The following is a 20,532-nucleotide window of genomic DNA, read 5'->3' on the forward strand; positions in this document are numbered from 1 at the left end:
CATTAAGTTTATTTTCAGTAAATTAAGATGAGAAGCTGAAACGAGTTCAGCTTGACGCAAACCGTTTAGGTTAAATTACGGATATTCATATCACATAAGAACATTTTACTATCTAAAACACATGAGGTGAAGTTAATGCAAATATTTGGATTTTGTTATATTAACCTGGATTATGCATTATAAATTCTATTATGGTTTGAAATATCTTTACTTTCGTCTGTCTGGTCGAACCCTTCGTTAGAGCTCAGGAAAGGCTCAGTCGGGACCTAATTAATGTACCTAAAAATGACCCTTTAAACTCGTCTGAGACAATTGAAAAAAATTGAGTTTTTGACCATCAATAGGTTAATTATTAAACTTAGATTGTTAAACTGTTAATCCACCTAGCATTTCGCTTATAAAAAAAAGTAATGAACAATAACAACTGCTCAATTGATCTTGAAAGTAAAGCGTATGGCAACCTAATAGAAAATTATTTATATTTTAGTACCTATGATCACAGGTCCATTATTATTACTTCTAATTTTAGCATCAATACTTCTAATCATTCTTTGTACTGCTAAATTTAAACTTCATCCATTTTTAGCGCTTATTGTAGCTTCGCTTTTTTTAGGGATTACGGTAAATATTCCATTACGAGATATCATTGCATCAATGCAAAAAGGTTTTGGAGGGATCATGAGTTATATCGGGATGATTGTAGTTTTTGGAAGTGTGATAGGGGTATTTCTTGAAAAATCTGGAGGTGCTTTAAAAATAGCTCAAAGTATCATCAAATTTACCGGCGAAAAAAGAACTATTCCTGCCATTTCTTTAATTGGGGCGGTGGTGAGCGTTCCTGTATTTTGCGATAGCGGTTTTATTCTATTGTCAGGATTGGTTGATAAATTGAGTAAATTAAGCAACACTACGAAAGCAAGTTTAAGTTTATCCCTGGCAACAGGCTTGTATACGACACATACTTTAATTCCTCCTACACCAGGTCCTATAGCTGCAGCCGGAAATATTGGAGCATCGAATTACCTGGGAACGATGATTTTGTTAGGCCTGCTTATAAGTGTTCCAACCTTATTAATTACACAATTACTTTCAAAAAGATTAGGGAAAAATATTAATACAAGCACTATTCAGAATTGGCATAATACAAAAAGAACAGCTCCTGATACAATGCCTACTTTAACAAAAGCATTGATACCCTTGTTATTTCCTATTCTACTTATAGCCTTCGGAACGATATCAAGATTAGTTAACATACAAAATGAATGGATTAATTTTATGAGTGATCCCGTAATTGCTATTTTTTTAGGCGCTATAAGTGCGATGTTATTTTTACCTCCCAAAAAAACAGAAGAACTGAATACATGGTTTACTGAAGCTGTAAAAGTATCGGGTCCGATTTTAATTATCACGGCTGCAGGTGGGGCTTTTGGAGGTGTTCTAAAGGCTACCCCTTTGTCGAGTTATGTGGGGGAGTGGATGACTGCCGGAGCATCAGGAGATATTCTGGTTTTATTGCTAATTTTTAGTATAGCCGCTGTTTTAAAATCAGCACAAGGTTCGTCTACAAGCTCTATGGTAATTACATCCTCATTGTTGGCGCCTTTACTACCGATTTTGGAATGGGATTCTGCTATGCAATTTGCACTAGCTGTATTAGTAATAGGGGGTGGAGCCATGACGGTTTCCCATTTTAACGATAGTTATTTTTGGGTCGTCTCTCAGTTTAGCGGTATGAGCGCCAAACAAACCAGTCGCTCATTTACAATTATTACCGCCGTTCAGGGTATTTCGGTATTGCTATTTTCTATATTGATTTGGATTTTATTTGTATAAAAAAGAGGGTGTCTAAAAAGTAGTCATTCCGAGAGAAGCGAAGGAATCTGTTGAACTTAAGTTTTTGATAAACAGATTACTTCAAAATTAAAATTTTTCGTAATGACGTTTTTTAATACTTTTTAGACATCCTCTTTAAGCTTTGTATAACAAACTGGTTTAAAACATTATACTTATTTTTTGGACGCATTCTTCATATTTTCTTTAACCATTCCATAAAACTCGTCAAACTTTGCATCAACAATAATTCTTGTTTCAGTTTCAATACTTTGAGAGCCGTATTCACTTTTTCCTAAAACACTCATTCTTTTAGGGTCGACCTTGTGATCATTTTGTAATGATCGTACGACAGCTGCAGCTTGTTTAGCACTTAAATCCCAATTGTCTACTATATTTTTATCTTTGAAATTAAGTGCATTACTGTTGCCTTCGACTATTATTTTTAAGTCTGGTTTTGCATTTAAGGCTTTAGCTACTTTTCCTAATACGCTTTTGGCCTTATCTTGAACAGTAGCACTCTTATCATCGTCTCCAAATATAACAGTATTAGCAAGTGTAATAAGTACCACACCGTTTTGCACTCCTATTTTTGCGTCATTGCCTAACGCTTGTTTAAATACGGTTAGCGTAGCCAACTTTATAGAATCTCCTTTACTAATGGCGTCATTAATAGATTTAAGTTGCTTATCTTTTGCTTGTAGACTTTCGAGCGATTTTTCTAAATTTTGTGCTTTTTTCTTAGATAACTCAGTAAAACTACCCATATTGTTTAAGAGGGAGCTATTCGTCTCTTTTAAATCTTTAACCTGAGCTTCCATGGTTTCTACCTGAGTTAAGGTAGCCTTTGTCTTCTTTTCGGCATCATTGAGCTTACCTTTGGTAGTTTTAAGCTCTTTTCGAAGCTTATCTATTTCATCCAGAAGGTCTTTCTTCTTTTGAGCATGTAGGTTGGTAATTGAAATACTTAATAAAATACCGAATACTATAATTCTTTTCATTGATTTAGCGATTTGTTGCAGTTGCTAAAGTAAAACTTTTTTATAAATTATAATAGTTCTTACTTTTATGACTTGTTTAAAAGCCTTTTCGCATTGCGTATACTTGAGTTAATTTGATCTTTCAATTTATTAACTTCAATTTTTTCTTCTTTTAATAATTCTATCTGGGATGAAATTTCTTTCGCATCTGTTTCTTCGTCATGCGGAAACTTTTCACTAAAATCACTCATCCAGGTCATCATAAAATCGTAAGCGTCTTTAAGATCTTGTTGTGCTTGGATATAAGGAGTTGCTGCTGTCGTAGTATCAGTTTTAGGCTCAAGTTCTTTTATAAGGCTGCTAATTTCTCCCATTTTGGGCATCACCTCGTCGTGAACACTAATTACTTCTTCCATAATCGCATCGAATTTTTGCTCTTCTTCAGATAATTTGTTGCAGGAAACAAAAGCTAGTAATATACAGGCGTAAAACAAAAAATATGATTTCATAAGTTGCTATTTTTGTGAGTAAAGATATTATTTTCTTGGTTTTTATATGTACTATTTATATAATGATTATCACTTTTATTTGAACCCGGGTTATGTATTTTAAGCCGTAATAGATTTTATGATGCATGATCAGGATTTATTATTAGACGTGATAACGGGTATCTATAAATTTTAACTTTAAAAATCAATTTTAAACGATATACCATAAGTGCGTGGTGCTGCTGTTCTTACTTGTCGATTTCCGCTACTTGTATCTGCACTACCAAATGCCAAATAGGTTTGGTCTGTCATATTTTGCCCCCATGCTGATATTTGATACTTACCCATGTGAATTGAAGCCTGAGCGTTTATAATAGTATATGAAGGTTGTTCTAGTTGATTTTGAATATCGGTATAATAGCTGCCAATATTTCTTATCTCTCCACGTAAACTGGCTCGGGCATTCTTAGAAACAGGAATGGTATATTGTGCGGCGGTAAATAGCGTATGTGTTGGGGTGTTAGACAATCGATTTCCCCCAATTGGAGTTATCGAAATTTCACTGGTTTCAAAATTAGCAAGGCGGCTTAATTCAAAATTTTTATACTCGGTATCTGTTATTCCTACATTTGCCTCTAACTGCAAGCCTTTGAAAGGTATGGCTGTGGCTTCTAACTCTAGTCCAGCAGACTGTGCATCTCCAACATTTTCTCTAGTAGCTACAACGGGAGTTACCAGATTAAAAAACTGAAGGTCTTCCCATGAAATGAAATATGCAGCAACAGCTAGATTTAGCTTGTTATTCAAGGCGCTTGCCTTATATCCAACTTCAAAATTGTTCGAAAATTCTGGATCAAAGGTTTGGGCATCTTCGGTAGGGAGGCCTTGTGCATTGATACCTCCCGCTCTAAAACCTCTAGTGTAGCTTGCGTATACGTTTGAATTGGGATTTAATTGGTAAGAGAATGCAAATTTTGGGGAAATAGCTTCGTAAGTTCCATCTTTGGAAATGTCGGCAGAGTTTTGAATAAGTTCTTCGCCATCAAATACCAAGTCATTGAACTCGTTAAAGGTATTTTTTCGGTTTTCAAAATCGTAACGAAAACCTACTGTAGCTTTTAAAGATGTTGTGAAAGAATACTCGAGTTCACCAAAAGCTGCATATCCATAATTCTCCCCTTTGTTTTTAAAAATTGAGAATGTATCTTGGTCTAATTCGAAAGCTAAGTTGGTTGATGGCTCATACAGCACTTGTGAAAAACCAAAAACCCCAGCTGTATACTGGATTCTTGAATCTGTTTGTTTCGAATGTATTCTAAATTCTTGTGTCCAAACTTCTTGCGGATTAAGATCTTCACCAATTTCATTATTGGTAAATGAATGAAAAAAACCTGGAAAGTCTATATCCTCAAAAGCCAAAACAATGTTTTGATATGTAGATATAGAAATGATTCCTATTTGGGGTGTACTATATTTAAATACTAGAGAGGTGTTGGTGATATTACGCTCATGATTTCCTAATCGACTTAAATAAATTTTGTCTGGATCTTGAAATGCAACTTCTTTATTAGGTTGAGAAACAAAAAATCCTGAGGCATTTGACCAATCTCTCTGGGCTTTGACGTTAACAGTAGCACTCCATCGATCAGAAATCAGCCATTTTAAAAACACATTTCCATATAAATTACGCTCATCACCAACAGTTTGCCCGTTTAAAGAGGCGTCTGGTACGTTAGCAAACTCATCATCATTTTTCCAATATCCCTCTCTATCCTGAAACAACCCTGAAAATCCAAAAAATAATTTGTCTTTTATAACAGGGGTTTTTATCGCTACGCTATGACGATTTAAATTTAGATTGCCAAAACCGAGCTCAACAAAACCTTGTGTAGTATTTGAAGGTTTTTTAGTTGTTATATTTACTACACCTCCCATAGCATTGCGACCAAAAAGTGTGCCTTGAGGGCCTCTTAAAATTTCGATACGTTCAATATCTGTAAGAGCAAATCCATTGGCTAGTATATCTAGATTATTAACATCATCTATATATGTGGCTACTGCTGGATTTTCACTAAAAACCTGTATCCCACGAATAGCTTGTACTTGTTGAAAACCGACACCTAGTTCCTGATAAAGGTAATTGGGAACGATTGCAGTGAGACCGGATAATCCCCATAGTCGTGTTGCTTCTACTGTTTTTGAATTTATATGAGTGACAGCTACAGGAGTTTCTCGTAATAATTCTTCTCTTTTTTGTGCGGCAACTACGACTTCATCGAGAGTTTCAGTGCTTTTTTGAAGTACAATATTCAAAGTTGTGGTTTTTAATTGTACAACCTTAGTGGCGTAGCCTAGTGCAGAAATTTCGATCATTGCGTTTTGAGCCGGTAATTGCAGTTTGTACTCACCTTTTTTATTTGTAGAAGTACCCATGGTAGTGTTTAATACTTTTAATGAAGCATAGGCAATTCCTTGTTTTTGTTGATTTCTCACCGTTCCCTGAATATAGATTTGAGAATGTCCTATTTGTATACATAGTAAAATCATGAGTACACAATATAATGATGTAAGTTTCATACGTTTAATTTTTTTGTTTTTTAGTTGTCAGACCTGCCTGCCTAGCGGCTGGTAGGTGAGTGGAATCGCCATTTAATCATATTAATGGGTATCATCTTTATTGTTATGGCTTATTTCATATCAAGAGGTACGAAATGTTATTCTTCGTTTTTTATTTAATTTTAGAATAAATTCAATACAGAGAATAGCAAGTACGCTTATGCCAAATAAAGGAAATACCAGAGAAAGTATGACTAGTACTGTAATTATACCATAGCCGATTTTAAAGGCTACTGGGACTTTGGGGACACCCCAGGTGCCATTACGTTTTCGTAACGCATAAGAAAACAATGCAGATAGACTTAGTATTGTCAATGCAATGGCTGTACATAACATCAACCACCAGTTCCAAGCTCCAAATTCGCCTTGATGAAACGCCATAACCCATAATCGAGCACGCATTAAGACACCTACGTCACTCCAATGATTGGTCATTATGATATGACCAGAATATTGATCAAAATGTACTTTCTTTTGAGACTCCAGGTTTGACGGATTGTAATTTGAAGCACTAAACACACTACTAGGTCCATTAGGAAGATGAACAGTAACTATCCCCGGTAGTTGAAGAGCTTTTGCTTTATTTATCATTTGATCGATTGTTAAAGGTTGCACTTTAATTTCAGAACGGAACTCCCTTCCTTCCCAGGTAGAAGGATATCCTGTATTGGTCACTTTTTGAACGCGTTTAAAATTATCGCCAAATACATCTGTCCATGGAAAACCACCTGCAAGAATTAAAAGTAACAATCCAGACATCCAAAATCCTGAGATTGCATGAATGTCTCTATAAATAATTCTTTTACCTTGACGTAGTCTTGGCACAAAAACACCTTTCAACATTTGTTGTCGTGCTGGCCACCATACATAAAGCCCTGTGATGATAAGAACTACCATCCAGCTGGCAATGAGTTCTATAATTTTGGTACCAAACTTTCCCATGAGTAATTCCCCGTGTAGTTTACGAACTTTGAACATATCGGTATCTTTGGTTGCAATAGTACCAGAGACTTTCCCAGTGTAGGGATTAACATAAACACTACTTTTTCTACCAAATCGTCCTGACACAAATTGAGTAGCCTGATCGGCATTAGCTGATAGTACGATGGCATTCAATTTTTCACTAGTATTGTTGCGTGCAATTTGCCATTGTTCTTGAAAAGATATGGGCGTTCCCTCTACAGCCACTTTTTTAATGTGTTTTTGCCTGGGGGTTTCATAGTTGGTCTTAAAAAGATAGATGCCTCCTGTTATTGATATAATGAGAACAAATGGCAAAGAAATTAGGCCAGCAATGAAGTGCCATTTCCATAGCCATTTATTTAAATTTTTATTTTTTTTCATGCCTTTAACTATTTTTAATTGTTGAAAATGAAATAACTAAAAATTGAGAACGTATGTAACTGTTACGCTTTCTCATTAAGGATTTTAAACATTTTGTTTGATGAAGAAATTTTTAAAATTTTATAACTATTGGTTTCATGTTTTCATCTTCGAGCAAATGGTTAAAAATTATATCGGGCTCCAAAATGAAAGGCTAGTGGGTTTCCGATGGTAAATGTATTTTCATTTCTGAAACGGTTAAACGAAGCTCTGGCAGCATATAATTCATCAAAAATATTAAGAGCATGCCCCCAAATTTCAAAAGCTTTATACGTTACAGTTGCTCTTATGTTAAATACATTATGTCCATCGTAGGTCGCTGTTGCTGTGGTGCCATCATCATTTTGAATTTGTCCTTCAAAACTTGTATTGTAGGATCCTACAAGTTCATGTTCTGCAGTGATACTAAATCTTGTGTTTTTATTCAATTCTTTTCGATAGGTAATCAGCGAAGTGCCTAAAAGACTAGGTGCAGTTTCTCTATCGGTATCGGAGTAATCTGTACCTCTGTCAAAAAAATCGATGTATCGATGTTGAGCATAACTTCCATTATGAGTGATCGAGATGTTTTTATTGGGGCGAAATGTAATTCCGTATTCAATACCATAAGATCGGGTACTACCAGCGTTGGTATTAAAAAAAATATCGTTTTCATCTCGAAGTGTAATCAAAGTATTTCTACCTTCTAGAACGTAGAGCGCAGCATCAATTGTTATTTTGGACCTCGAGGTGAAATACCCACCGATTTCATAATTATGATATCGGCTTGGTTGTATGCCTCGAAGTTCATTTCGGTTACGGTACAGCGTAGATACTTGAGGTGGTGTAAAACCTTGAGAATAATTCCCATATATACCGAAACTTCTATTAAAATTATAATTAGCGCCTAGTTTTGGTGTTATATTATTAAACGTGTCTACAGTATCATCTACGCCTGCAATACCATCTACCTGATTATCATAATCATATTCGAACGCATCATATCGTAATGCAGCCGTTATTTTTAACGATGCTATTGGCGAGATTTCATATTGAAAAAAACCTGCATAATTTAAAATGTCTGCTTTGTAATTTAGGATGAAATCACCGGTATTGGTTGTAAAACTGATATTTCTGCCGGTTTGGGTATCAACGAGTACATCGGTAGTCTCAGCCTGATAGTTTTGAGGGGAGTAATCTGTAGTAGCTCCCACTATTAAGCTCGAGTTAGCAAAATTCATATCGAGTTTGTGTTGAATCAAACCTACATAACTTCTAAATTGATTTGAGTTTACCTCTCCAGAACCAAATCCGGTGAGTTGTCCCTGGTTTCTAAACTGCCTAATTCTATACGACGGATTTTGATCCATTTGATTGTTTCTGATGATGAAATTAAATGACGTTTTATTGTTAGCATTCCATAATTTATCAAATGTGGATCTGGCTCTAAAGGCGATAGCTTCTCTCTCTGTAAAAGTTTGCTCGCTTTCATAATTGCCCGCTGTATAATCTGCTTCACTCAATGATCCCGCCATATCAGATCTATAATCAATGATATCAAAGACAGTAGTCCATTTTAAGGTAGCATTAATATCATACACGGTTTTGAAGGTAATAGCAGTTTTCTCATAATCGCTATGGGCAACAGGACCGTCTTCCCTTTGAGCATATTGCCCCCCTAGATAAAATCCAAATTTTTTACTGGGCTGATCTGAAATTTCAAATTCGTATCGGGTCAATCCCAGGTCATTTCTTTGAAAGCTAAGACTACCACTTAAATCTTGAGACGGAGCCTTGGTGATAAAATTAAAGCTGCCACCTATAGATTCGCTTCCGTAAATACTGGAAGCCGGCCCTTTAAGTACTTCAATTCGACCGTACGATAAATCATTCATTTCTAAAAGTGCATTGTGATTAAAAACAGAAGTAGGTCGAATTTGTAGTCCGTCTTCAAGATATAGAAACAGTGCTTTGGTCGAAATTGGTGAGCGCACGGCCATAAAATGCTGTTCATTGCTAGCTGCTCGTGATGTTGACATAAATACGCCAGGCACTTGGTTAACCAGCTGGTCAATTCCGAAGGCTTTAGTTTCTTCTATGCTCTGAGCATTTAAGGTTGCTATAGACCCCGGAACTTCAGAGCGTTTTTGTATCTCTCTACTGGCCGAAGTTACTAGCACTTCTTCCAACAATTCTTCAGATGGTACACTTTGATTATTTTTTTTCTCTGATTCTTGAGCGTAATTAAAAGTCGCCAAGGATAGCGTTATGATGCATGTGAGGATGTATTTCATTGTTGTAATGAATTATTTTAACCATCTTCCTACCTTGCAAGAAATGGTTAAGAAGATGGCGTCTTTTTGTTTAAAAGATTTTTGATTGCGAACTGGGTTATATTTTTCAGCAAACGGAAAAAAGTGTACTCCAGTTCTATATTTTAAACCCGGATTATGTATTAGAATTTCGTAATGAGGGTTGAAATACCAATAAAAACAAGTGTTTTCTCAATTTCATCATAGCACCGCTACGGTGATATTGAAAAATACAGCGCAGCGTTTGTTTTTGAAGGTATTTTAAGCCGTAATAGATTTTATAATGCATAATCCGGGTTAAACGATGTGAGTTACGGTGTAAGAAAAATTAGATAGATTATTTTGACTATTAATTCTGTTTTAACCTTAGTTCGACAATTAAACTATTGATTTCACGTAGTTACAATTTGCCTCTGTCACCTCGAGCGAAGTTGAGAGGTCATTTTTTGTAAAACAACGAGGTCTTGACTGAGCCTGTCCTGAGCTCTGACAAAGGGTTCGACCAGACAGGGTGTGTTAATTGTTTAACTTTCAATAAATTAATAATCAAACTCAGGTTGTTTTAAAAATACGCAAAGTGAAACAGTATGTAAATACATAACGTTTATGCTTTATAACGAATAGCTTAATTATACCAATCTAACAAAGGCAGCTTTTACGACTTGTTTTTAAACATGGTTATATTCTCACATCAGATTTATATTCAATACAAAGTAAGCATGTATGACAGGTAAATAATAGATTACCTAATGTACTGGAATCTCCAAAGGGGATAATGACCAGAGGGAGTCTACTTTTTAAGTGTACTGAATAATTTGTGAAATCTAAACTTTTGGTGGGTGGTCAATCTCGTATGTGATTTCTTTTGGGTAAAGAGATCTTACATTCCAATACTGAGATGTAGTAGAAACAAAGAGATTATTTGTATTGAGAGTGATGGAATTATCCTGAAAAAAAAGAGGAATAAAAGCTTCTGCAATGATGATACTCTCAGACTTTTTTGTCGAGGGTGATTTGTTTCCTCTCATTTGGTTCATCAAGTAACACTTACCATTACAATTAAGTTTTGGTCTTTCTTTATTAACGCAATACTTTTCTACGATATAATCTATATTGAGTTGATAGTACATTACCGTGCTTATTTCCATAACAGGACGAATAGCAAATGTTGTGAACAATAATAGCGAGAATATAATTCTCATATGCACGGAATTAATTTTTGTGCAAAACTACAAATTCTACCACTTTTTTTAAGGTAAAATGCAAATAACATAGTGTTAAAAAAGCATTTTGATAGGAAATCCCTGTATGGTTCTTAAAAATGTAGTTTCATGCCTTCGTGAGAATTTTGAAAACCCAATTTTTTATAAAATTCTATCGCATCAAGACGTTTTTTATCGGTGGTAAGTTGCAATAGATGTGCGCCTTTTTCTTTTGCACGTCGTATTGCCCAATCAAAAAGTTGTTGTCCGATTCTTTTTCCTCTCATATCCTCTCGTATTCTAACGGCCTCAATCTGTGCCCTAATACCTCCTTTATACGTTAAGTATTGAATAAAAGACAACTGTAGTGTACCGATAATTTCTGAGTTTTTATCTTCAATCACTATTAATTCTTGATTAGGATCTTTATCAATATTTTCAAAAGCTATGCGATATTCTTCGGGTAATGGAATCGTATAGTATTCTCGAGTCTGCCCCAAATCGTCGTTGGCTATCATTTTGATGAGTACGGGAAGGTCTTCTATAATTGCTTTTCTAAAAATCATGGCTCAACTATAGCAATACATTAGAAATTAATCGCTCAACGGTTGGGTGATCGCTACCTCCTGCAGGTTCGATAGTGATATTGATAGAGGCTGCGTTTGCTATATATTTCATGGCAATCATTTGTTGTTCGGCTGGTATAACACCCATATCAATCATTTCGCCATCTACATCGGCCCACATTTGATAGGTCTTGTTACGTGCTAATTTTTGCAGTCCTTCTGAATGTAAAAGTACAGTTTCTGTTTTGTGATTGATATACGTAATAGCTGTAGAATTAGGAGATATTTCATTACCTCGAAGCACCAACTTTAGCGTATTAGGATGATTTATCTTGGTATACCAGGCATTGGTTTCTTTTAAATCCTTTTCTAATATTTCTATACGATTTCGTAAATTTAAAGTCTCATTTTGTACAATTTGTAACTTATTTTTTGAGCTTTGCCATTGGTCATACAACCACCCCGAACTCAACATAAAAAGTATGGCTAAACTAGCTGCGATTGACCAATAGATAAAACGCTTATTGCTATGATCGCTATAAATCATTTTTTCTTTTTTATCAGAAGTAATTGGTCGAATAGCATTCAATACCGATTCTTTTATGCTAACTGGAGGATCGATCGCATTCTCAAAAGCTAATTTTTCAAATCCTTCCTCTATTTCGGTATAATATTGAAATAATTTCTTGTCTTCCCGAAGAATTTTATCAACTTGAGCTTGTTCATCATCCAATAATTCTCCAAGCAGATATTGCTCTAATATTCCTTTTTCCTTTATAGATTTTCTGTCTATCATATCATCCTTTCTATGAGAATCCATAATAAAACAAGTTGTTTTTGATATGTTTCTCTCAATTTTTTCAATGCTTGCCTTACATAAGATTTAAATGTTCCCAAGGGTACATCCATTTCTTGATGTGCTTCGCGATGTGTAAGCCCATTAAAATAAATCAATTCTAATGCCTTTTGATGATGTGGGTCTAAAGTTTTAAGTGAACCGTTGAGTGGTACTATATCCAATTCGGGTTCATTAACTTCTATATCTTTATATACACTTATATCTTCATTTTGGATGAGTTTAGTAGGAATTCTTAAAGAATTTAACGTTAAGTTTCGTGCAATACGATAAGACCAAGTAAAAAATTTACCTTTCACAGGATCATATTGATGCGATTTTTGCCAGATTTTCAGAAAAGTTTCTTGTAATATGTCCTGAGCAGTTTCTTCATTTTTACAGATACGGAGGATTACCCCATATAAAGCACCAGAATACCTGTCATATATAGCCGATAAAGCGCTATCGTCTTTATTTTGTAATCGCTTTATAAGCTCTAAATCGTCTTGCATTTTTGGCTAGGATTACTCAAATGTAAGAAAAAAAATAGCGCAGCTCATCCAAAAACAAAAAATAGGTGTATATGAATATGTAAAACGCGTTTAAAATTGTTTAATCATTAAAATAAATAGTATGAAAAAGTTAGTTTTTATTGCCTCAACCTTAGTTTTATTTTTATTCACACAGGTAACTTTCGCTCAAAAAGAGAACAAAGATATTGTAGATGTAGCTGTATCTGTAGATGATTTCTCTACCTTAGTTACTGCATTAAAAGCGGCAGATTTGGTTGGTGCTTTAAAAGGCGATGGCCCATTTACGGTGTTTGCACCTAATAACGATGCCTTTGGTAAAATAGATGCCAAAACATTGAAATCATTATTAGAACCGGCTAATAAAGAAAAATTATCAGCAATACTTACCTATCATGTGGTTTCTGGCAAACTTGCTGCTGGCGATGTCGTAAATGCTCTAAAAAAGGGTAATGGAAAAATTCAAGTAGCAACACTTCAAGGATCAAAATTAAGTGTCGTACAAAAAGATGGAAAAATTTGGCTGATGGATGACAACGGCACGTATAGTGAGATATTAAAAACAGATGTAATGGCAAAAAATGGAGTGATCCATGTCATAAGTGATGTTGTTATGCCTAAGTAATTTTAATAAGTAGAATTTATTGAGGTTCTACTTATATTAAATGCATCAAATTAGTCCTAAATAATTGACATAGATTATTTAGGGCTAATGTTATGCATACCTATTGAAAAAACTGAAACCAGCATAAGGTTGCTTTCCTAATCCGGGTAAAACCAATATTCATTTATTCACTATAAATTGTGGTAGTGAAACTTTGTATTTAACGACCAACAATCGTATGGCAATAATTAGCAGGGTAGTTGATATATATATGATATTTTCATCGATTTGTAACGTATATAAAATCATAAAACACACTCCGCCAGCGATAGAAGCTGTAGCATAAATTTCTTTTCTGAAAATTACCGGAATTTCATTACACAAAGTATCTCTAATTACCCCTCCAAAACAACCTGTCATAGTACCTAGCGCTATAGAAACAATAGGCTCTAGTCCTGCACGAATTCCGCTTTCTACGCCGATAATAGTGAATATCCCTAATCCGATAGTATCAAATAAGAACAGCGATTTTTTAAGGTAATCGAGCTTGTTTCTAAAAAGTATAGAGAAAGCAGTAACACTAATAATTAAATACATGTTTACTGTATTTTGCATCCAGGATACAGGAGTATTCCCGATAAGAACATCTCGAATCGTGCCTCCTCCAATAGAGGTTACAAAAGCAATGATAAAAATACCAAAAAGATCTAATCTTCGGTTCATAGCACTTAAAGCTCCAGAAATAGCAAACGCGATAGTGCCTAAAATATCTAATGCATAAAAAAATGTCATAACAATACATGTAACCTGTGGTGTAAATGTAACTAATAGGAAGAAAAAATTTCAATAATTCTGTCTTATTATTCCATAATAATTCTTAATAACTTTACTGTAAGGTTTATCGCCAAATTGCTACTTTTACAACAGATAAAAACGAAAGGATTATGTCTGATACAACAGAAAGAATAAAATGTCTTATTATAGGTTCAGGCCCTGCAGGGTACACTGCTGCTATATATGCCTCTAGAGCTGATTTAAAACCAGTTATGTATACGGGAATGGAACCAGGAGGGCAATTGACGACCACTACCGAAGTGGATAATTTTCCCGGGTATCCCGAAGGTATCGATGGACCAACCATGATGGTACAATTACAACAACAAGCAGAACGCTTTGGAACCGAGGTTCGTATTGGGATGGTTACCAATGTCAACTTTAGTAAAGAATTGGGAGGGATACATAAAGTAACCGTTGATAACGCTAAAGAGATCGAAGCCGAAACCATAATAATTTCTACCGGAGCCACGGCAAAATATTTAGGGCTACCCAGCGAACAAAAATTACGTGGGGGCGGAGTTTCGGCATGTGCGGTATGTGACGGCTTTTTCTACAAAGGACAGGATGTCGCTATCGTAGGAGCTGGGGATACAGCTGCTGAAGAAGCTACATATCTGGCCAATATTTGTAAAAGTGTTACCATGCTCGTGCGTAAGGATTATATGAAAGCTTCAAAAGCAATGCAGCACCGCGTAGAAAGCGCAGCAAATATTAAAGTAATGTATAATACCGAAGTTGATGAAGTATTAGGTGATCAAGTGGTCGAAGGTCTACGTATGGTTAATAATCAAACAGGAGAAAAAACTGAGATTGAAATTACCGGGTTGTTTATTGCTATTGGTCATACTCCGAATACTGAGATTTTTAAAGGACAGATAGATATGGACGATACAGGGTATATCATTACTGAAGGAAAGTCTACAAAAACAAACATTCCTGGAGTATTTGCTTCTGGAGATGTTCAGGATAAAGAATATAGACAAGCGATTACGGCCGCAGGCACAGGGTGTATGGCCGCTCTCGACGCCGAGCGTTATCTCGCTGCTGTAGAAAGTAGTGAAGAGGTTTCAGCTTAGTTTACCGTTATTTTGAAAGAATAGAGAGGTTGTCTGGATTTTTAGACAACCTCTTTTCCTATAACCCGGTTTTATATAATAGATTTTCTAATGCATAAAACCGGGTTTAATTTAACCTCAGTTTACTGGGCGTATAGTCTATGTTTTTCTTAAATAAGCTTGCTTCGTTTAGAAAAGCTTCAATAAGAATTTTAGGTTCTCCTAATAGAAAAATTTCTGCATTATCTCGAGCATCAATGATAATCTCTTCGCTGCTCAAAATATAACAGTCACTATTGCTTTCGGCAATAATTTTAGTTTTTGCGGCATTCAGTTTTTCGCCATAAAAATCACTGTCATTATCTGCTCTTACTAACATAGATTGTACTTCTCCTTCGAGTTTTGCCCTCCCTTTTTGATATACATCTACTTTTAAACTGTCTGAAGTTATGATACCTTTAATCTCGGCATTGTCATTCACTTGGTACACTATTTCTTTAGAGGTTACATGAAATTCGGCAGTAGATTTTCCATTAACAGTACATTCTAACATTCTGGTATCCGTGGTTAAGAATATTTCGGCAATATCGTTGCTTTCAATTTTAAGTTCACCCGAAGTAATAGGTAATATCGATTTTAATTGGACTTTATCAAAAATCCGAATTTTTTTTACTTCAGAAGCATAAAAGATATCAAGATGTAACGCTTTGGCTCGCCTTAAATCTTTGTCAGAAGTTATCGTTAATACACTGTCTTGTACTACTATTTGTATAAAATCCTGTAAATTACTGTCTGCTTTGATTCGTACTTGGTGATCACTACTTTCTTCCAGAGAAACCTCAAAATTATCATAAACTTCAATGGTATGAAACCCTTCTACATCTAACTCTTCTGTAGCAACGATTTTATTACCTTTAACCTTTTCTTTTTGGCTGTATAGCGTTCCAAAAAAAAGAGTTGTGCATAGTATTAGCAAAGATATTTTCATAGTATTTTTAGTTTATAGTATGTAAACAGATTATTTTAAAGTTAAGTATAGTTGTAAATAAAATTATCAGCAAATATAAGAGACCTATTTTTTGATATAACGTTGCAGCATACAAGATATTCATTAGCTTACGTTATTTTTTGATTTGAGCTCGTTCTATTACTAGAATTGATATGAAATGAAATAAAAAACTGTCTGAAAGTTTTTGTTGACTGGTTAGTCGTTCTTCAGACAGTTTTGGTTGGCAATTTAGATCGGATCGGGTTTAAGGTTAATGTCTTCGAACGTTACCGCCAGAGTTATCTGCTTCAGAAACCTTTTCGGGCTGGCCGTAGTATACCACATCTGCACCACTGGTAGCTTTGCCGGTAAATTCTTTTTTTGCATGAATTTTTATGGATGCACCACTCGTAGCCTTTGCTTCAGATACCAGACTTAGTAAATTTTTAGCTCTAATATCTGCTCCGCTAGTCGCGCTTGCCTTGTGATTATTTACTTTTCCTTCCAAATTAATTAAAGCTCCGCTAGTAACCGAACTGTTAATAGTTTCAGCTTTAACATTTAATTTAATATCTGCACCACTGGTAGCACTAAGCGAAATTTCTTTTTGCACTATAGGCTCTTGGGCAGTTATGCTCGCACCGCTATTTACTTTTAGCTGAGTAAGCTTATCGTAGGCAACAAATACATTTTTTTCGTCTGCCCAGTAGATATTTTTATCTGAAGTGACGTGCAGGATATTTTCTTTAACATAAACTTCTATATGGTCATGTAGATTGCGATTGGCTTCAACGATAACTTTGGCATCTTGATCTTTTACCAAAATGACATCTAATCCTCTACTTGCTTTAACGCCTTCAAAATTTTCTGTGATGGTACTCTCTTTGCGTGTTACTTCTCCTTCTCCTTTTATTCCGTCGAAGGCGAGATTACAAGAACAGCACGCTGCAGAGAAACAAAGGGTTACTAAAATTTTAACTAATGTGGTCATGATTTTTTGTTTTAATGTGTTAAACTATTCGGTTTTGATTGTGAGTTCTAATTTTCGGTTTTTATTTCTATACCGTCTTCATCGATTTTGATATCTACTTCTTCACTTTTAAGAAGCACTCCCTCTTCATCGATTTTAAGGTTAGTATTTTTATTATCGGTGTTATTAGTCCTATTGATATCATCATCATCTTGCCACTCTTCATATTTCCATTCATCATCATTTGCATTATTTTCTAAACAATTTTTACATTGTAATTTACCGTCTGTCACCTGAATGTATTTTCCCTCTTTACCAGTAATGGTTACATAATCATCATATTTCCAGGAATTGTTAAAGCTTCTCGTATTTTCATCTGCCAGAATGGTTATTCCTTCTGGCAGCGTTAGGATCACACTAATTTCCTGATCTCGATATTTATTCGCATAATCTGTAACAGCATGTCCATCTAATCGAAGTGTTTTGCCATCAATCTCGTACCCATACTTTAGTTTTTCAGCACGATCTGAGGCTTCGTCATAAGATTTACCCTCGGCCTTCTTTTCTATAATCATACTTGCGACAGAATCTCTTTTTGAGGTCTTTAAGTATAATTGAATATCTCGTACTACGATTACTTTATTTCCCTGCTCATCTCTTTTAATTTTGTAATCATCTCTATGTCTAAGGTATTTTGCAAATCTCGTATTTCCTTGCATTTCAATACGAATTGTATCCTTACTATAAAATGGTAGCACTTTGTTTTCTGAAATAACTTCGGCGTCAAATGCCTCTAAGGTTGCCTGCCGTACACCAATAATCATTAAACCAATAATGGCAAAAATCCATACCGCTAGTAACCCTAACTTGGCCGGTGTACCGATAGACTTCAGGTTACTAATCAAAATCTTTAATCCAAGGATAAAAAGGAAGAAAAACGGAATACCAGAAGCCAGAAAAGATAAAAGGGTTAGCAGCCATAAAGGAACTTCGGGATGGCTACCTACTTCGAAATATTCTACCCATGGCATATCCAAAAATCCAAAAGTACCTACTGTAAACAATCCTATAAACAGGCTAATTAAAGTAACACCAGCAATAATGATTAAAATAACGCCTATAAATTTCACAAAAATCTTTAGTAAGAACAATAAAACATCTCCCAAGGCTTCAAAAAATGTGGTCGAACTACTTTTAACTTTGTCGCTGTACTTTTGGTAGTCTACATTTTTAACAGTATCTGCAACACCATCAAGGCCTTCTTTTATTTTTTTTTCAATCGTACTAATGTTAACAGCTTCACCTTTCATTGCCAGAAAATCGGCAGTTGATTTTGCTTCGGGTACAAAAATCCAAAAGGCAATATAGATAAGCGCGAATGCGCCGCTTGAAAAAATAGTAAGAAGTATCCAAGCTAAACGTATCCAGACAGGATCTACACCCATATTATGACCCAATCCAGAACTTACACCTCCTACATACGAATTGGTGGTATCTCTAAAAAGTTGTCTTGTAGATTTCGCTTTTTGATGAGATGTTTCGGGTTCATCTTCAAAGATTTCTTCATCTAATCGATAATCTTCGGGTTGCCCCATAATCGCTATAATTTCTTCTACTTCTTTAATCCCGATGACTTGTCTTTCGTCTTTTATCTTTTCGCTAAACAATTCTGCAATTCGCGCTTCGATATCTGCAATAATTTCATCTCTTCCTTGTGAATCGGTAAACGAACGTTTTATGGCATCCAGATAACGTTGCATCTTTAGAAAAGCATCTTCGTCTATATGAAAAAATACACCTGCTAAATTTATATTGACTGTCTTGTTCATGTTACTTCTTTTTTTGTTTAGTTACCACATTTACAGCGTTTCTTAGCTCGTCCCAAGTGGTATTTAATTCTTTTAGAAACAATTGTCCGGTTTCTGTGAGTCCGTAATATTTACGTGGAGGGCCAGAGGTAGATTCTTCCCAGCGATAGCTAAGCAATCCGGCATTTTTAAGTCTGGTAAGTAAGGGGTAAATAGTACCTTCTACCACGAGCATCTTTGCATCTTTAAGGGTTTCCAAAATTTCTGCCACATAAGCATCATCGTCCTTGAGGATAGAAAGTATGCAATATTCCAGAACACCTTTGCGCATCTGCGCTTTCGTGTTTTCGATCTTCATAAAACTGATTTTTAAAAGTTAAACTGTTCATTTTTTGATGTATCTGCCACAAGGCAGGTTGATGATTAATGATTGATGATTTCTAATTTCTAACTACGGTTTATTATTTTATAAATCGTATCGTTAACGGATACTTATATTCTTCTCCTTTATTTGCTTTCATGGCGGCCGATATAATGAAAACGATCTCTATAAAAAAACCAATTAAAGCAATGATACCCACAAAAGAGGCGCCAATTAAAGTTCTAAATCCCCCAGGATGAGAAAAATCGATATGCAGGTCATCTAAGTGTGTGATGTGAAGCAATGAGGTATCTCCAAAAAGATTAAAAATAAAAAATGGAATAGAAAGTGTTCCTAAAATGATAGTATACAATAATATACTGAGTTGAAAATTGATGGCTTCTTTGCCATGTCTATCGATAAATCCTGATTTATCTTTATTGACTGTCCATAGCAGAATCGGGATGATATAATTTCCAAAAGGAATAATATAGCGAGAAAAAATTCCTAAGTGCATGAATGTAGCGATATTTTTGTGGTTGTTATCAGACATATTTAAAGTATATAATAGTTTCTTATACAAATATATGTCTAAAAAAAGGTATTATGCAAAACATAGTACCATAATTTAACATAAATTTAAGATTTTGTGATACGCTATGGCATCTTAGTTTTACTTATATTGTTCTTATAAAATCAATGTAAGTCTATGACTCCAGGAAAACTGAATACCTTTTTATTAGTAAAACTACCATCAGCTTGGTTGTGTGGTGTGCGTGTAAAATCGATTGATCAAACGAGTTGTACAGTGACAGTAAAACATAAATGGATTAACCAAAATCCTTTTAACTCTATGTTTTGGGCGGTACAAGGAATGGCTGCAGAGTTAACTACTGGTGCTTTGGTAACTAAATATATTCGAGATAGCGGCAAACGAATCTCGATGTTGGTAGCTACTAATAATGCTACATTCACAAAAAAAGCAACAGGTCGAATTACTTTTGTTTGTAACGATGGTCAATTGGTTAAAGATGCTATAAAAAAAACTATTAAGACAGGTGAAGGACAAACCGTTTGGATGACCGCAGTAGGTACAAATAGCGATAACGTTGAAGTTTCTACCTTTAATTTTGAATGGACTTTGAAAGTGAAAAATAAATAGTTTACGATCAAAGGTGTAACATTTCT

General features: G+C 35.0%; 19 protein-coding genes. 4 read left to right on the forward strand and 15 right to left on the reverse strand.

What is annotated here, in order from left to right; all coding sequences use genetic code 11:
• Positions 1-492 precede the first annotated feature (492 nt).
• Positions 493-1,833 (forward strand): GntP family permease, encoded by a 1,341-nt coding sequence (locus J8281_RS14495; protein WP_210198363.1) that lies wholly within the window; start codon positions 493-495, stop codon positions 1,831-1,833.
• A gap of 173 nt (positions 1,834-2,006) precedes the next feature.
• On the opposite strand, the gene J8281_RS14500 is transcribed toward J8281_RS14495, so the two are convergent.
• From J8281_RS14500 to J8281_RS14540, 9 genes are all read right to left on the reverse strand, one after another.
• Positions 2,007-2,831, reverse strand: a complete 825-nt coding sequence (locus J8281_RS14500) for an OmpA family protein (RefSeq protein WP_210198364.1) — start codon at positions 2,829-2,831, stop codon at positions 2,007-2,009.
• Between the two features lie 65 nt (positions 2,832-2,896).
• On the reverse strand, positions 2,897-3,319 hold the full coding sequence (locus J8281_RS14505; protein WP_210198365.1) for a hypothetical protein: 423 nt from the start codon (positions 3,317-3,319) through the stop codon (positions 2,897-2,899).
• Between the two features lie 177 nt (positions 3,320-3,496).
• A complete protein-coding gene (locus tag J8281_RS14510) occupies positions 3,497-5,875 on the reverse strand; it encodes a TonB-dependent receptor (RefSeq protein ID WP_210198366.1) in 2,379 nt (792 codons plus the stop codon).
• Positions 5,876-5,995: 120 nt separating this feature from the next.
• Positions 5,996-7,258: a PepSY domain-containing protein gene (locus J8281_RS14515; RefSeq protein WP_210198367.1), complete on the reverse strand. Its 1,263-nt coding sequence runs from the start codon at positions 7,256-7,258 to the stop codon at positions 5,996-5,998.
• A gap of 161 nt (positions 7,259-7,419) precedes the next feature.
• A complete protein-coding gene (locus J8281_RS14520) occupies positions 7,420-9,570 on the reverse strand; it encodes a TonB-dependent receptor domain-containing protein (RefSeq protein WP_210198368.1) in 2,151 nt (716 codons plus the stop codon).
• 842 nt (positions 9,571-10,412) lie between these two features.
• Positions 10,413-10,790, reverse strand: a complete 378-nt coding sequence (locus J8281_RS14525) for a hypothetical protein (RefSeq protein ID WP_210198369.1) — start codon at positions 10,788-10,790, stop codon at positions 10,413-10,415.
• Positions 10,791-10,903: 113 nt separating this feature from the next.
• The gene (locus J8281_RS14530) at positions 10,904-11,356 is read right to left on the reverse strand and encodes a GNAT family N-acetyltransferase (protein ID WP_210198370.1); all 453 of its coding nucleotides are present in this window, start codon (positions 11,354-11,356) and stop codon (positions 10,904-10,906) included.
• 7 nt (positions 11,357-11,363) lie between these two features.
• Positions 11,364-12,176 (reverse strand): anti-sigma factor, encoded by an 813-nt coding sequence (locus J8281_RS14535; protein ID WP_210198371.1) that lies wholly within the window; start codon positions 12,174-12,176, stop codon positions 11,364-11,366.
• Positions 12,149-12,703, reverse strand: coding sequence for an RNA polymerase sigma factor (locus tag J8281_RS14540; RefSeq protein ID WP_210198372.1), 555 nt, complete (start codon positions 12,701-12,703; stop codon positions 12,149-12,151). Before J8281_RS14540 ends, J8281_RS14535 begins: the two co-directional genes overlap by 28 nt.
• A gap of 121 nt (positions 12,704-12,824) precedes the next feature.
• Between J8281_RS14540 and J8281_RS14545 the strand changes: the two genes are divergently transcribed.
• Positions 12,825-13,346, forward strand: a complete 522-nt coding sequence (locus tag J8281_RS14545; RefSeq protein WP_210198373.1) for a fasciclin domain-containing protein — start codon at positions 12,825-12,827, stop codon at positions 13,344-13,346.
• A 159-nt stretch (positions 13,347-13,505) separates the two neighbouring features.
• On the opposite strand, the gene J8281_RS14550 is transcribed toward J8281_RS14545, so the two are convergent.
• Positions 13,506-14,117 (reverse strand): trimeric intracellular cation channel family protein, encoded by a 612-nt coding sequence (locus J8281_RS14550; protein ID WP_210198374.1) that lies wholly within the window; start codon positions 14,115-14,117, stop codon positions 13,506-13,508.
• A 152-nt stretch (positions 14,118-14,269) separates the two neighbouring features.
• Between J8281_RS14550 and trxB the strand changes: the two genes are divergently transcribed.
• The gene (gene trxB / locus J8281_RS14555) at positions 14,270-15,238 is read left to right on the forward strand and encodes a thioredoxin-disulfide reductase (RefSeq protein ID WP_210198375.1); all 969 of its coding nucleotides are present in this window, start codon (positions 14,270-14,272) and stop codon (positions 15,236-15,238) included.
• Between the two features lie 106 nt (positions 15,239-15,344).
• Here trxB and J8281_RS14560 read toward each other — a convergent pair whose 3' ends face one another.
• From J8281_RS14560 to J8281_RS14580, 5 genes are all read right to left on the reverse strand, one after another.
• Positions 15,345-16,205 carry a GIN domain-containing protein gene (locus tag J8281_RS14560; RefSeq protein ID WP_210198376.1) on the reverse strand — a complete coding sequence of 287 codons (861 nt, stop codon included), beginning with the start codon at positions 16,203-16,205 and terminating at the stop codon, positions 15,345-15,347.
• A 271-nt stretch (positions 16,206-16,476) separates the two neighbouring features.
• Positions 16,477-17,196 carry a head GIN domain-containing protein gene (locus J8281_RS14565; RefSeq protein WP_210198377.1) on the reverse strand — a complete coding sequence of 240 codons (720 nt, stop codon included), beginning with the start codon at positions 17,194-17,196 and terminating at the stop codon, positions 16,477-16,479.
• Between the two features lie 47 nt (positions 17,197-17,243).
• Entirely contained in the window at positions 17,244-19,004 is a 1,761-nt protein-coding gene (locus J8281_RS14570; RefSeq protein WP_210198378.1) for a PspC domain-containing protein, read from the reverse strand.
• A gap of 1 nt (position 19,005) precedes the next feature.
• Positions 19,006-19,341 carry a PadR family transcriptional regulator gene (locus J8281_RS14575; RefSeq protein ID WP_210198379.1) on the reverse strand — a complete coding sequence of 112 codons (336 nt, stop codon included), beginning with the start codon at positions 19,339-19,341 and terminating at the stop codon, positions 19,006-19,008.
• A 103-nt stretch (positions 19,342-19,444) separates the two neighbouring features.
• Positions 19,445-19,897, reverse strand: a complete 453-nt coding sequence (locus J8281_RS14580) for a DUF4870 domain-containing protein (RefSeq protein WP_210198380.1) — start codon at positions 19,895-19,897, stop codon at positions 19,445-19,447.
• A gap of 156 nt (positions 19,898-20,053) precedes the next feature.
• Between J8281_RS14580 and J8281_RS14585 the strand changes: the two genes are divergently transcribed.
• The gene (locus J8281_RS14585; protein ID WP_210198381.1) at positions 20,054-20,506 is read left to right on the forward strand and encodes a DUF4442 domain-containing protein; all 453 of its coding nucleotides are present in this window, start codon (positions 20,054-20,056) and stop codon (positions 20,504-20,506) included.
• The last annotated feature ends 26 nt before the right edge of the window (positions 20,507-20,532 follow it).

Origin of the sequence: Aquimarina sp. U1-2, from assembly GCF_017897595.1 — a bacterium.
In the GTDB taxonomy this organism is placed as follows: domain Bacteria; phylum Bacteroidota; class Bacteroidia; order Flavobacteriales; family Flavobacteriaceae; genus Aquimarina.

Coding starts and splice junctions, on each gene's coding strand:
- J8281_RS14585 (WP_210198381.1), top strand. CDS start 20,054: ATGACTCCAGGAAAACTGAATACCTTTTTATTAGTAAAACTACCATCA.
- J8281_RS14495 (WP_210198363.1), top strand. CDS start 493: ATGATCACAGGTCCATTATTATTACTTCTAATTTTAGCATCAATACTT.
- J8281_RS14525 (WP_210198369.1), bottom strand. CDS start 10,790: ATGAGAATTATATTCTCGCTATTATTGTTCACAACATTTGCTATTCGT.
- J8281_RS14575 (WP_210198379.1), bottom strand. CDS start 19,341: ATGAAGATCGAAAACACGAAAGCGCAGATGCGCAAAGGTGTTCTGGAA.
- J8281_RS14565 (WP_210198377.1), bottom strand. CDS start 17,196: ATGACCACATTAGTTAAAATTTTAGTAACCCTTTGTTTCTCTGCAGCG.
- trxB (WP_210198375.1), top strand. CDS start 14,270: ATGTCTGATACAACAGAAAGAATAAAATGTCTTATTATAGGTTCAGGC.
- J8281_RS14515 (WP_210198367.1), bottom strand. CDS start 7,258: ATGAAAAAAAATAAAAATTTAAATAAATGGCTATGGAAATGGCACTTC.
- J8281_RS14520 (WP_210198368.1), bottom strand. CDS start 9,570: ATGAAATACATCCTCACATGCATCATAACGCTATCCTTGGCGACTTTT.
- J8281_RS14510 (WP_210198366.1), bottom strand. CDS start 5,875: ATGAAACTTACATCATTATATTGTGTACTCATGATTTTACTATGTATA.
- J8281_RS14570 (WP_210198378.1), bottom strand. CDS start 19,004: ATGAACAAGACAGTCAATATAAATTTAGCAGGTGTATTTTTTCATATA.
- J8281_RS14580 (WP_210198380.1), bottom strand. CDS start 19,897: ATGTCTGATAACAACCACAAAAATATCGCTACATTCATGCACTTAGGA.
- J8281_RS14540 (WP_210198372.1), bottom strand. CDS start 12,703: ATGCAAGACGATTTAGAGCTTATAAAGCGATTACAAAATAAAGACGAT.
- J8281_RS14550 (WP_210198374.1), bottom strand. CDS start 14,117: ATGACATTTTTTTATGCATTAGATATTTTAGGCACTATCGCGTTTGCT.
- J8281_RS14560 (WP_210198376.1), bottom strand. CDS start 16,205: ATGAAAATATCTTTGCTAATACTATGCACAACTCTTTTTTTTGGAACG.
- J8281_RS14545 (WP_210198373.1), top strand. CDS start 12,825: ATGAAAAAGTTAGTTTTTATTGCCTCAACCTTAGTTTTATTTTTATTC.
- J8281_RS14530 (WP_210198370.1), bottom strand. CDS start 11,356: ATGATTTTTAGAAAAGCAATTATAGAAGACCTTCCCGTACTCATCAAA.
- J8281_RS14500 (WP_210198364.1), bottom strand. CDS start 2,831: ATGAAAAGAATTATAGTATTCGGTATTTTATTAAGTATTTCAATTACC.
- J8281_RS14535 (WP_210198371.1), bottom strand. CDS start 12,176: ATGGATTCTCATAGAAAGGATGATATGATAGACAGAAAATCTATAAAG.
- J8281_RS14505 (WP_210198365.1), bottom strand. CDS start 3,319: ATGAAATCATATTTTTTGTTTTACGCCTGTATATTACTAGCTTTTGTT.